Genomic DNA, 12,464 nt, shown 5'->3' with positions numbered 1-12,464 from the left:
GACTCCATGTCCAGTAAGCACACGCTCTCCGTCCTGGTCGAGAACAAGCCGGGCGTCCTCGCCCGTATCACGGCCCTGTTCTCCCGGCGCGGCTTCAACATCGACTCGCTCGCGGTCGGTACCACCGAACATCCCGACATCTCACGCATCACCATTGTCGTGAACGTCGAGGGCCTGCCCCTGGAGCAGGTGACCAAGCAGCTCAACAAGCTGGTCAACGTCCTGAAGATCGTCGAACTCGAGCCCACCGCAGCGATCCAGCGGGAGCTCGTCCTGGTGAAGGTCCGCGCCGACAACGAGACCCGCTCCCAGATCGTCGAGATCGTCCAGCTGTTCCGCGCCAAGACCGTGGACGTCTCCCCGGAGGCGGTCACGATCGAGGCGACAGGGGGCGCCGACAAGCTGGAGGCCATGCTCAAGATGCTGGAGCAGTTCGGCATCAAGGAGCTCGTCCAGTCCGGCACCATCGCCATAGGACGCGGCGCGCGCTCGATCACCGACCGTTCTCTGCGCGCACTCGACCGTACGGCGTAACCCGACGGGCAATCTCGCCGCTCGTATGGCGAGACCCGGCAACGTACCCCACGCACCCCGCCGTACGGTGGGACGCAACACCTGCACACCAAGGAGAAGACCCAGTGGCCGAGCTGTTCTACGACGACGATGCCGACCTGTCCATCATCCAGGGCCGTAAGGTCGCTGTGCTTGGTTACGGCAGCCAGGGGCACGCCCACGCGCTGTCGCTGCGTGACTCGGGTGTCGACGTCCGTGTCGGTCTGCACGAGGGTTCGAAGTCCAAGGCCAAGGCCGAGGAGCAGGGCCTGCGCGTGGTGACCCCATCCGAGGCCGCGGCCGAGGCCGACGTCATCATGATCCTCGTTCCGGACCCGATCCAGGCCCAGGTCTACGAGGAGTCCGTCAAGGACAACCTCAAGGACGGCGACGCGCTGTTCTTCGGCCACGGCCTGAACATCCGTTTCGACTTCATCAAGCCGCCGGCCAACGTCGACGTCTGCATGGTCGCCCCGAAGGGCCCGGGCCACCTCGTCCGCCGCCAGTACGAGGAGGGCCGCGGCGTCCCGTGCATCGTGGCCGTCGAGCAGGACGCCTCGGGCAAGGGCCTGGAGCTCGCCCTCTCCTACGCGAAGGGCATCGGCGGCACCCGCGCCGGCGTCATCAAGACGACCTTCACCGAGGAGACCGAGACCGACCTGTTCGGTGAGCAGGCCGTCCTCTGCGGTGGCACCGCCGCCCTGGTCAAGGCCGGTTTCGAGACGCTGACCGAGGCCGGTTACCAGCCGGAGATCGCGTACTTCGAGTGCCTCCACGAGCTGAAGCTCATCGTGGACCTCATGTACGAGGGCGGCCTGGAGAAGATGCGCTGGTCCATCTCGGAGACCGCCGAGTGGGGCGACTACGTCACCGGCCCGCGCATCATCACCGACGCCACCAAGGCCGAGATGAAGAAGGTCCTCGCCGAGATCCAGGACGGCACCTTCGCCAAGGCGTGGATGGCCGAGTACCACAACGGTCTGCCCAAGTACAACGAGTACAAGAAGGCCGACAGCGAGTCCCTGCTGGAGACCACCGGCAAGGAGCTCCGCAAGCTCATGAGCTGGGTCGACAACGAGGACGCCTGAGTTCTCGCCGGGGGCAGGTCCGTCACGGGCCCGCCCCCGGCGCACGGCCGGCCTCCCACCCCGTGTCACTGCGGGGAAAGGCAGGTGGCAGGAAGGCGGACCGTACGTCTGTACACACCGTCCACCCCGTGCGGGTGATCCTTCCACCGGGGCGCAGTCCGCGCCCGGCTGCATGACTACACTTCTCAACACATACACGCGTCAGGGCCCACAGTGTCGTGCGTCTTCCACGCGGCTAGCCCCTCCACCGCCTGCGGCCGTCGGGACGGCCGTCCGCACTGGACTTGTGAGGACACACGTGAGCTCGAAACCTGTCGTACTCATCGCCGAAGAGCTGTCGCCCGCCACGGTTGACGCTCTGGGTCCGGATTTCGAGATCCGGCACTGCAACGGCGCGGACCGCGCCGAACTCCTCCCCGCGATCGCCGACGTCGACGCGATCCTGGTGCGCTCCGCCACCAAGGTCGACGCCGAGGCCATCGCCGCCGCGAAGAAGCTCAAGGTCGTCGCCCGCGCGGGTGTCGGTCTGGACAACGTCGACGTCTCCTCGGCCACCAAGGCCGGTGTGATGGTCGTCAACGCGCCGACGTCCAACATCGTCACCGCCGCCGAGCTGGCCTGTGGCCTGCTCGTCGCCACCGCGCGCAACATCCCGCAGGCCAACACCGCCCTGAAGAACGGTGAGTGGAAGCGCTCCAAGTACACGGGTGTGGAGCTCAGCGAGAAGACCCTCGGTGTCGTCGGCCTCGGCCGCATCGGCGTGCTGGTCGCGCAGCGCATGTCGGCCTTCGGCATGAAGATCGTCGCGTACGACCCCTACGTGCAGCCCGCGCGCGCCGCGCAGATGGGCGTCAAGCTCCTCACGCTGGACGAGCTGCTCGAGGTCTCCGACTTCATCACGGTGCACCTCCCCAAGACCCCCGAGACGCTCGGCCTGATCGGCGACGACGCTCTGCACAAGGTGAAGCCCTCGGTGCGCATCGTCAACGCCGCGCGCGGCGGCATCGTCGACGAGGAGGCGCTCGCCTCGGCCCTCAAGGAGGGCCGGGTCGCCGGCGCCGGTCTGGACGTCTACACCAAGGAGCCCTGCACGGACTCCCCGCTGTTCCAGTTCGACCAGGTCGTCTGCACCCCGCACCTCGGTGCCTCCACCGACGAGGCGCAGGAGAAGGCGGGCATCGCGGTCGCCAGGTCCGTCCGGCTGGCCCTCGCCGGTGAGCTCGTGCCCGACGCGGTCAACGTCCAGGGCGGCGTCATCGCCGAGGACGTGCGCCCCGGCCTGCCGCTCGCCGAGAAGCTCGGCCGGATCTTCACCGCGCTCGCGGGCGAGGTCGCGGCCCGTCTCGACGTCGAGGTCTACGGCGAGATCACGCAGCACGACGTGAAGGTGCTCGAACTCTCCGCGCTCAAGGGCGTGTTCGAGGACGTCGTCGACGAGACCGTCAGCTACGTCAACGCCCCGCTCTTCGCGCAGGAGCGCGGTGTCGAGGTCCGCCTCACCACCAGCTCCGAGTCGCCGGACCACCGCAACGTGGTGACCGTCCGCGGCACGCTGTCGAGCGGCGAGGAGGTCGCGGTCTCCGGCACGCTGGCCGGTCCGAAGCACCTCCAGAAGATCGTGGCGATCGGCGCGCACGACGTCGACCTCGCGCTCGCCGACCACATGGTCGTCCTGCGCTACGAGGACCGCCCCGGTGTCGTCGGCGCCGTCGGCAAGATCCTCGGCGAGGCCGGACTGAACATCGCCGGCATGCAGGTCTCGCGGCAGGACGCGGGCGGTGAGGCACTGGTCGTCCTCACCGTCGACGACACCATCCCGCAGTCGGTCCTCAACGAGATCGCCGAGGAGATCGGTGCCACATCGGCCCGTTCGGTGAACCTCACCGACTGACCGGCCCCTGTACGACGGCCGCGCCCGGCGGACAGACATCGCTCTGTCCGCCGGGCGCGGCCGTGCGCGGTCCCGCCGGCCGGGGACTCACAGCCGGGCCGCCTTCAGCGCCATGTGCAGCAGCAGCCGGTCCTCGCCGTCGTTCAGGTCGAGACCGGTGAGCTGCTGGACCCGGCCGAGCCGGTAGTAGAGGGTCTGGCGGTGAATGCCCAGCTCGGTGGCGGTCCGGCCGGCCTGGCCCGCACGGTCGAGGAACACCTCGGCGGTGCGGGCCAGTTCCGCGTGGGCCGGGGTGAGCAGAGGGCGGACGGCCGAGTCCGGCACGGTGTCCGGGGTGCGGGGCAGAGCGGCCAGCAGCCGGTACGGGCCGATGGCCGACCATGCGGCGACGGGACCGAAGCGCGCTTCCGCCGAGGCCGCGCGGGCGGCGGACGAAGCCTCGCGCCAGGAGTCGGCCAGTTCCGCCAGACCCCGGCGCGCCGCGGCGAGACCGCCGGTCGCGGCGGGACCGGCGGTGAGCCGCAGCCGCTCCGCGGCCGTCGTCGCCGGTTCGAGCGCATCGGGGGAGCGCAGCCGGACCAGGGCGGCCAGGGCCTGGGTACCGGCGCCGGGCACCGCGGTGAGGGCCGCCGCCGACGGCACCGTACGCGCTGACGGGGTCTCGCCGGGCCACGGGGTCACGCAGACCACGGTGTGCAGCCCCTCCGCGTCGGCCCCCAGGGCCTTGTGCAGCGCGGCCACCGCCATGTCGCGCTGCCAGCCGCGCCCGGCGACGAGCACCGCGCCGAACTCCCGTGACAGGTCGGTGCCGGCCCGCTCCTCGTCGGCGAGCAGGGCGCCGATCCGGGCCGCGACGTCCATCGCCGCCGTCAGCTGCCCGTCGGTCGGCCCCGGATCCGCGTCCAGCAGCCAGACGTAGCCCAGGACGACACCCCGGTGGCGTACCGGGAGGCAGATGCGGTCCCGGAACACCCCGGCCTCCGGTGCGGCCGGGATACGGACGGGGCCGGTCGCCCGGGTGATGCCGAACCCCTCGAACCAGGCGCGGACCGCGGGGGTGGAGCGGCGGGTCAGGATCGATCGCGTCCGGACGGGGTCCATGGCCGTGTCGTCGTCGCTGTCATGGGCCCCGAAGGCGACCAGGCCGAAATCGCGGTTCTCCAGGGTCGCCGGGGCGCTGAGCAGCGCGGAGATCTCGTCGACCAGCTCCTGGTAATCGCCCTTCACCCCGTTATTCTCGCACTCTCTCAGACATATGTCTGAGATCCGGTACACGGATGCGTGACAGCTGTCGATGGCATGCGGAAGCGGGGGTCCCTAGATTTCACAGTGGTTCTCCGTGTCGTCCCGGTCCGTTCACACGCGTACCGGTCCGGCCTCGTCCGTACTCCGTGGAGGTGCCCCGTGCTGGGTCCCGTGATTCTCGCCGCGTCCCGCAGCGACAAGATGCGTCGTTTCATCTCGGCCGCGCCGGGCACCAAGCAGGTCGTCGACCGCTTCATCGCCGGCGAGGGCGTCGACCAGGTCGTCCCGGTCGTCGTGGACGCCGCCGCCAAGGGCCTCGAGGTCACCCTCGACGTCGTGGGTGAGGACATCACCACCCCTGAGCAGGCCGCCGCCGCCCGTGACGCCTACCTGGAGCTGATCGGCCGCCTCGAGGAGCTCGGCCTCGGCGAGCGTGCCGAGATGTCCGTCAAGCTGTCGATGTTCGGCCAGGCGCTGGAGGGGGGCCACGATCTCGCCCTCGCCAACGTCCGCCCCGTCGTCGAGGCGGCCGCCGCCATCGGCACCACGGTCACGCTGGACGCCGAGGACCACACCACCCTCGACTCGATGTTCGCCATCCACGAGGAGCTGCGGAAGGACTTCCCGCAGACCGGCTGTGTGATCCAGTCCTACCTGTTCCGCACGGAGGCCGACGCCCGCCGCCTCGCCGCCGCGGGCAGCCGGGTCCGCCTGGTGAAGGGCGCCTACAAGGAGCCCGCCTCCGTCGCGTACCAGAGCAAGCCGGAGATCGACAAGGCGTACGTCCGCGTCCTGAAGACGCTGATGCGGGGCGAGGGCTACCCGATGATCGGTTCCCACGATCCCCGTCTCATCGCCATCGGCCAGGAGCTCGCACGCCAGGCCGGGCGCAAACTGGATGAGTACGAGTTCCAGATGCTGTACGGCATCCGCAGCGAGGAGCACATCCGGCTCGCGGCCGAGGGCCACCGGATGCGCGTCTACACGGCGTACGGCACCGACTGGTACGGATACTTCATGCGCCGCCTCGCGGAGAAGCCGGCCAACCTGCTGTTCTTCGGCCGCTCCGTGCTCACCAAGGGCTGATCCGAGGGCTCGAACCACAGGACCGCACCCAGGCTGAACCAGGGCTGACCTGCCCGGCCGACCACCCACCTCAACCAAGGAGACAAGGCACTCATGGACGCTGTCACCCAGGTCCCCGCGCCGGTCAACGAGCCGGTCCACTCCTACGCCCCCGGCACCGCCGAGCGAGCCCGCCTGGAGGCGAAGCTCAAGGAGCTCGCCGAGAACCCCATCGACCTGCCGATGACCATCGGCGGCGAGAAGCGCATGGGCGGCGGCGAGCGTGTCGACGTCGTACAGCCGCACAACCACAAGGCCGTCATCGGCACCTTCGCCGGTGCCACCGAGCAGGACGCCCAGGACGCCGTCGACGCGGCCCTCGCCGCCGCTCCGGCCTGGCGTGCCATGTCCTTCGACGACCGTGCGGCCATCATCCTGCGCGCCGCCGAGCTGCTGTCCGGCCCGTGGCGCGAGACGCTGGCCGCCTCCACGATGCTCGGCCAGGGCAAGACCGCGCAGCAGGCCGAGATCGACTGCCCCTGTGAGCTCGTCGACTTCTGGCGCTTCAACGTCCACTACGCGCGCCAGATCCTCGCCGAGCAGCCGCCGGCGAACTCTCCCGGCGTGTGGAACCGCATGGACCACCGCCCGCTCGAGGGCTTCGTCTACGCGATCACGCCGTTCAACTTCTCGGCCATCGCCGCCAACCTGCCCACCGCGCCCGCCCTCATGGGCAACGTCGTGGTGTGGAAGCCGTCCCCGACGCAGACCCACGCCGCCGTGCTGCTGATGCAGCTCCTGGAGGAGGCCGGGCTGCCCAAGGGCGTCATCAACCTGGTCACCGGCGACGGCATCGCCGTCTCCGAGGTCGCGCTGAACCACCGCGACCTGGCCGGCGTCCACTTCACCGGCTCGACCCCCACCTTCCAGCACCTGTGGAAGACGGTCGGCAACAACATCGCCAACTACCGCACCTACCCGCGGCTCGTCGGCGAGACCGGTGGCAAGGACTTCGTCGTCGCGCACCCGAGCGCCGACCGCGCCGTCCTGAAGACCGCGCTGACCCGTGGCTCCTTCGAGTACCAGGGCCAGAAGTGCTCGGCGTCCTCCCGGGCGTACGTCCCCGCCTCCATCTGGAACTCCGGTTTCAAGGAGGAGTTCGCGGCCGAGGTCGACGGCATCACCATGGGTGACGTCACCGACCTGTCGCACTTCATGGGCGCCGTCATCGACGCGCGTTCCTTCGCGAAGAACAAGGCCGCGATCGACCGTGCCGCGGCCGACCCGACGTGCACGATCGTCGCCGGTGGCACGTACGACGACTCGGTCGGCTACTTCGTCCGCCCGACCGTCATCGTCTGCGACGACCCGGCCAACGAGGTCTTCACCACGGAGTACTTCGGCCCGATCCTCGCCGTGCACGTCTACGAGGACGAGAAGTACGACGCCATGCTGGAGCAGATGGAGTCGGTGTCCGACTACGCGCTGACCGGCGCGGTCATCTCCAACGACCGTGCGGCGGCCGCGTACACGATGGACAAGCTCCGCTACGCGGCGGGCAACTTCTACATCAACGACAAGTCGACCGGTGCGGTCGTCGGCCAGCAGCCCTTCGGCGGCGGCCGTGGCTCCGGCACCAACGACAAGGCGGGCGCCCCGCAGAACCTGCAGCGCTGGACGTTGACCCGCGCCATCAAGGAGACGCTGGTCCCGCCGACCGACTACACCTACCCCCACCAGGGCTGACGCCCCCGGGGCGCCCGTGCCGGGCGCCCCGCCCCGAACTCCGCCTCCCGGCCGGCTCCCCCCGCCTGCCGGGAGGCGGTTTCCATGTCCGGCGGCAGACCTCAGCCCTTCACGGTGAAGCCGGCCCGCAGGAGGGTGTCGTCGGACGAGGACGGCCCGACGAGCAGCTCGAAGGCGCCGGGCTCGACGACGCGCCGGCCGGCGGCGTCCACGAGGGTGCACTCCGAGACCGGCAGCTCCAGCAGCACCTCGCGCTCCTCGCCCGGGGCCAGCGTCACCTGCCGGTAGGCCTTGAGCTCCTTCTCGGCCCAGGTCACGGACGTCACGGTGTCGCTGATGTACGCCTGCACGGTCTCCAGGGCCGGCCGCGCACCGGTGTTGCGGACGGTGACCCGCGCCCGCAGCGTGTCGCTCTCCCCGACATTCGCCGTGAGCACCTCCAGACCGCAGTACGCGACGGTCGTGTAGCTCAGGCCCTCGCCGAACACGAAGGCCGGACGCTGGGTGAGGTCGGCGTACCGGGAGCCGTGCTGACCGCGGATCTGGTTGTAGTACGTCGGCTGCTGGCCCGCGTGCCGGGCGAAGGAGACGGGCAGCCGGCCCGACGGCTCGACCAGGCCCAGCAGGACCTCGGCCACCGCCCGGCCACCCTGCATGCCCGGGTTGAAGGCGTGCAGGACCGCGGCCGCGCCGAGGGCGGACGGCGGGAGGACCAGCGGCTTCGAGCTGATGACCACGACGACGAGCGGCTTGCCGGTCGCGGCGAGCGCGTCGAGCAGCGCGACCTGGCCGCCGACGAGCTCCAGCGTCGCGGTCGACCGTCCCTCGCCGACCAGCTCGATACGGTCGCCCACCACGGCGACGACGTGATCGGCGGCCTCGGCCGCGGCGACGGCCTCGGCGATCAGGGACTCGGAGGGCTCCGCCGGGACGACGACCTCCGGACGGGGCTGCCCGTCCGGGAAGAACGCCCCCTCCGGGTCGGGACCCACGGAGAGGATGTCGGCGCCCCGCGCGTAGGTGACGTCCCAGCCGTCCGGGACGTGCTCACGGAAGCCGTCCAGCACCGTGCGGATCATGGGGCGCGGGTGGCCGTCCGGCAGCCAGTCGACCTGACCCGAGGAGCCCGCCCAGTCGCCCAACTGGGTCTGCGGGTCATCGGCGTTGGGCCCGATCACCGCGACGGTACGCGAGGCCTGTCCCGCCCCGGCGACGGCGCGTCCGGCCTGGCCCGGCACCAGCCCGCCGGCCAGCGGCAGGGTGCCGTCGTTGGTGAGCAGGACCAGGGAGCGGCGAGCGGCCTCCAGATTCAGCTCGGTGTGCCCGGCGCTGCCGATGACCGCGGCCTGCCGGGCTGTGTCGGGGTGCCGGGGGTCCTCGAAGAGGCCCAGCTCGAACTTCAGGGTCAGGACGCGCCGTACGGCCGCGTCGATCTCCGCCTCGTCCAGGGTGCCCTCGGCGACCGCGCTCTGCGCGCCCTCGAAGAACTGCGGCGTGGTCATCACCATGTCGTTGCCCGCCCGGACCGCCGCCGCTGCCGCCTGGGTGTGGTCGGCGTAGATCTTCTGCTCCCACACCATGCGGCCGACGTTGTCCCAGTCGGTGACCAGCGTGCCGGTGTAGCCCCATTCGCCGCGCAGTACGTCGTTGAGCAGCCAGTCGTTGACCGTGATCGGCACCCCGTCCATGGACTGGTAGCCGAGCATGAACGTGCGGCAGCCCTCACGGGCGACCCGCTCGAACGGGGGAAGGAACCAGGAACGCAGTTTGCGGCGGGAGATGTCGGCCTCGCTCGCGTCCCGGCCGCCCTGCGTCTCCGAGTAGCCCGCGAAGTGCTTGGCGCACGCCAGGACCGCCGTCGGGTCGTCCAGGCCCTCGCCCTGGTAGCCACGCACCGTCGCCGAGGCCAGCTCGCCGATCAGGAAGGGGTCCTCGCCGAAGGTCTCGCTGACCCGGCCCCAGCGCAGGTCCCGGGCGATGCAGAGCACCGGCGAGAACGTCCAGTGCACGCCGGTCGCGGCGACCTCGACGGCGGTGGCCCTGGCGACGCGCTCCACCAGCCCCGGGTCCCAGGTCGCGGCCAGACCGAGCTGCGTGGGGTAGATCGTGGCTCCCTCCCAGAAGGAGTGGCCGTGGATGCAGTCCTCCGCGACCAGCAGCGGGATGCGCAGGCGTGTCTTCCCGGTCAGGGCCGCAGCTTCCAGGACGCGCTCGGGTGAGGCGTGGAGGATCGAACCCGCGTGCAGGTCCTCGATGAGGTGACGCACCCCGTCCTTGGCGTTCAGCTGGAGCATCTGGCCGGTCTTCTCGGCCAGGTTCATACGGCCGAGGAGGTCGTCGACCCGTTCGGCGACGGGGAGCGCGGGGTCGAGGTAGGGCAGGGAGGGGGACACGGGGGGTCCTTTCGCGACACGGTTCCGCCTTCACCATAGAGTCAATACCGACCACCTGGTAAGTATCTTCGGGAGGTTGAATGAGTGTTCGATGCACCGCAGTGCCGGCCTGTCCTGTGCCGGCGGACCGGGGGAGTGGCGAGTGACGGCCGAAGAGCGGCGGGGCTACGCGAAGGGCCGCGCGAAGCGGCAGGAGATCCTGGGCCAGGCCATGTCCCTGTTCGGTGAGGCCGGTTACCGTGGCGCGTCACTGCGGGTGATCGCGACCCGGTGCGGCATCTCGCACACCGGCCTGCTGCATCACTTCCCGACCAAGGAGGCGCTGCTGCTCGCGGTCCTGGAGCACCGTGACGACGTGGACGGCGAGTGGCTCTCCCTCGGCGGCACCACGGGGGTCGGGAGGCTGCGGCGGTTCGCCGAGCTGGCCGAGCTGAACGCCACCCGGCGCGGGATCGTCGAGCTGTTCTCGGTGGTCTCCACCGAGGCGACGGCCGCCGATCACCCGGCCCACGGATATTTCGTGCGCCGCTACGAGAACTCGGTCGCGGATGCCCAGCTCGCCTACGAGCAGGCGCGGCGGGCGGGGGCGCTGCGGGCCGGTATCGGCCCCGGGGCCGCGGGCCGGCAACTGATCGCCCTGATGGACGGACTCCAGGTGCAGTGGCTGCTCAGCGACTGCGCCACGGACATGGCGGGCGTCCTGCGCGCGCACATCGAGGCGCAGCTCACCGTGGCTCTCTGAGGCTCGCGTAGCACGGTCCGCTCGAGCGACCGTCTCAGATAGTAGGAAGTCCGAGTATCTGTAGAGACAGATGGCTCCAGCTGTCCTAGCTTTGTAGGAGCCGAACGAATCGCTGATCCAGCGACCGGTGTGTGTGAGCGTGCCGAGCAGGCAATCCCTGCGGCATTCGCTCCCCGCCCCCTCGGGCGTCTCGAAATCCCGGTCCCGACATCATCCCGATCCCGGAATCCGCGATCCCGACATCCGTCGCGCGAAGTCCCGGGTCCTGAAACCACGCGATCCCAAGGAGCCGATCCCTCATGGCTGAGACCACTGTCCGCCGCGTCCGCCACAGCTCCCGCTCCGCCGAGTCGGAGCGCAAGAACGCCGCCGCAGCCCTGCAGCGCGCCCTCGACCGCCGGGACAACGGTGGGTCGACGGGCCACTGAGGCCGCAGTCCCGCCCACGGGGCCCGTGCGTCGCGAGGGATGCGCGGCGTCCGCATCATGGACGTCGAATGTCATGGGGTGGGACGGAAGCTAGAGTGCCTGTATGTCTCGCAGCATCGATCTCGCAGTGATCCCCGGCGACGGTATCGGCCAGGAGGTCGTCACCCAGGGCCTCAAGGTTCTCAACGCTGTTCTCCCGCAGGATGTGAAGCTGGAGACCAAGGAGTACGACCTCGGCGCCCAGCGATGGCACCGCACCGGTGAGACCCTTCCCGACGCGGAGCTCGAAGCCCTCAAGGGCCATGACGCCATCCTGCTCGGCGCCATCGGCGACCCGTCCGTACCGTCGGGCGTGCTGGAGCGCGGACTGCTGCTGAAGCTGCGTTTCGCCTTCGACCACTTCATCAACCTGCGGCCGTCGAAGCTCTTCCCGAACACCGCCACGCCGCTGGCCGGCCGGCCCGAGATCGACTTCGTCGTCGTTCGTGAGGGGACCGAGGGCCCGTACACGGGCAACGGCGGCTCCCTGCGCACGGGTACGGAGCACGAGGTGGCCACCGAGGTCAGCGTCAACACCGCCTACGGTGTCGAGCGGGTCGTGCGTGACGCGTTCGCGCGTGCCGCCGCCCGTCCCCGCAAGAAGCTGACGCTGGTCCACAAGAACAACGTCCTCGTGTACGCAGGCCACCTGTGGAAGAACACCTTCGACAAGGTCGCGGCCGAGTACCCCGAGGTCACCACCGACTACCTGCACGTCGACGCCGCGACGATCTTCTTCGTCACCCAGCCGGAGCGCTTCGACGTCATCGTCACCGACAACCTCTTCGGTGACATCCTCACCGACCTCGCCGCAGCCGTGACCGGCGGCATCGGCCTGGCCGCCTCCGGCAACATCAACCCGACGGGCGCCTTCCCGTCCATGTTCGAGCCGGTCCACGGCACCGCGCCGGACATCGCGGGCCAGGGCAAGGCCGACCCGACCGCCACGATCCTCTCCGTCGCCCTCCTGCTGCGCCACCTCGGCTACGAGGCCGAGGCCGTGCGCGTCGAGGAGGCCGTCTCCGCCGATCTCGCGGAGCGCGAGGGGGTCGCCGCACGTACCACCGACGAGATCGGCGACGCGCTCGCGGTACGAGTAGCGAGCTGACCCGACGACTCCACTTCGAAGCCGCCGGGTCGCAACCGCACCCGGCGGCTTCACCTCGCGGTCTCCGGGTGCCACCATCGACCCCTGGACCGCGTTTTCGCGTCGTGCGAGCGACATCGTGAAACGTCACCGCAATCGAGTCATTTCGTGCAGAGCCGCCCCCGGGA

The 12,464-nt window shown here is 70.2% G+C and carries 10 protein-coding genes; 8 read left to right on the top strand and 2 right to left on the bottom strand.

The features are described from left to right. Positions 1-6 precede the first annotated feature (6 nt). From ilvN to serA, 3 genes are all read left to right on the top strand, one after another. Positions 7-534 carry an acetolactate synthase small subunit gene (gene ilvN, locus ACFYSH_RS05385; RefSeq protein ID WP_103760243.1) on the top strand — a complete coding sequence of 176 codons (528 nt, stop codon included), beginning with the start codon at positions 7-9 and terminating at the stop codon, positions 532-534. A gap of 104 nt (positions 535-638) precedes the next feature. After that, positions 639-1,640, top strand: coding sequence for a ketol-acid reductoisomerase (gene ilvC / locus ACFYSH_RS05380; protein WP_031091632.1), 1,002 nt, complete (start codon positions 639-641; stop codon positions 1,638-1,640). Positions 1,641-1,938: 298 nt separating this feature from the next. Beyond that, positions 1,939-3,531, top strand: a complete 1,593-nt coding sequence (gene serA, locus ACFYSH_RS05375; protein ID WP_359470064.1) for a phosphoglycerate dehydrogenase — start codon at positions 1,939-1,941, stop codon at positions 3,529-3,531. An 87-nt stretch (positions 3,532-3,618) separates the two neighbouring features. Here the strand turns inward: serA and ACFYSH_RS05370 are convergent, their stop codons facing one another. Continuing rightward, positions 3,619-4,758 (bottom strand): helix-turn-helix domain-containing protein, encoded by a 1,140-nt coding sequence (locus ACFYSH_RS05370; protein WP_359470066.1) that lies wholly within the window; start codon positions 4,756-4,758, stop codon positions 3,619-3,621. 177 nt (positions 4,759-4,935) lie between these two features. On the opposite strand from ACFYSH_RS05370, the gene ACFYSH_RS05365 reads away from it, so the two are divergent. Both ACFYSH_RS05365 and pruA read left to right on the top strand, forming a co-directional pair. Continuing rightward, the gene (locus ACFYSH_RS05365) at positions 4,936-5,862 is read left to right on the top strand and encodes a proline dehydrogenase family protein (protein WP_359470068.1); all 927 of its coding nucleotides are present in this window, start codon (positions 4,936-4,938) and stop codon (positions 5,860-5,862) included. Between the two features lie 93 nt (positions 5,863-5,955). Further along, positions 5,956-7,587 (top strand): L-glutamate gamma-semialdehyde dehydrogenase, encoded by a 1,632-nt coding sequence (gene pruA / locus ACFYSH_RS05360; protein ID WP_359470071.1) that lies wholly within the window; start codon positions 5,956-5,958, stop codon positions 7,585-7,587. A 101-nt stretch (positions 7,588-7,688) separates the two neighbouring features. On the opposite strand, the gene ACFYSH_RS05355 is transcribed toward pruA, so the two are convergent. Then, the gene (locus ACFYSH_RS05355; protein ID WP_359470074.1) at positions 7,689-9,980 is read right to left on the bottom strand and encodes a glycoside hydrolase family 3 N-terminal domain-containing protein; all 2,292 of its coding nucleotides are present in this window, start codon (positions 9,978-9,980) and stop codon (positions 7,689-7,691) included. A 142-nt stretch (positions 9,981-10,122) separates the two neighbouring features. Here ACFYSH_RS05355 and ACFYSH_RS05350 point away from each other — a divergent pair, with 142 nt between their 5' ends. From ACFYSH_RS05350 to ACFYSH_RS05340, 3 genes are all read left to right on the top strand, one after another. Beyond that, positions 10,123-10,722, top strand: a complete 600-nt coding sequence (locus ACFYSH_RS05350; RefSeq protein WP_359470077.1) for a TetR family transcriptional regulator — start codon at positions 10,123-10,125, stop codon at positions 10,720-10,722. A gap of 299 nt (positions 10,723-11,021) precedes the next feature. After that, on the top strand, positions 11,022-11,150 hold the full coding sequence (locus tag ACFYSH_RS05345; RefSeq protein ID WP_262346853.1) for a hypothetical protein: 129 nt from the start codon (positions 11,022-11,024) through the stop codon (positions 11,148-11,150). A 103-nt stretch (positions 11,151-11,253) separates the two neighbouring features. Beyond that, the gene (locus tag ACFYSH_RS05340) at positions 11,254-12,297 is read left to right on the top strand and encodes a 3-isopropylmalate dehydrogenase (RefSeq protein ID WP_359470081.1); all 1,044 of its coding nucleotides are present in this window, start codon (positions 11,254-11,256) and stop codon (positions 12,295-12,297) included. Positions 12,298-12,464: the final 167 nt, after the last annotated feature.

This window comes from Streptomyces sp. NPDC005791 (assembly GCF_042871485.1).
GTDB lineage: Bacteria > Actinomycetota > Actinomycetes > Streptomycetales > Streptomycetaceae > Streptomyces.
This window is presented reverse-complemented; position numbering and strand designations above follow the sequence as displayed.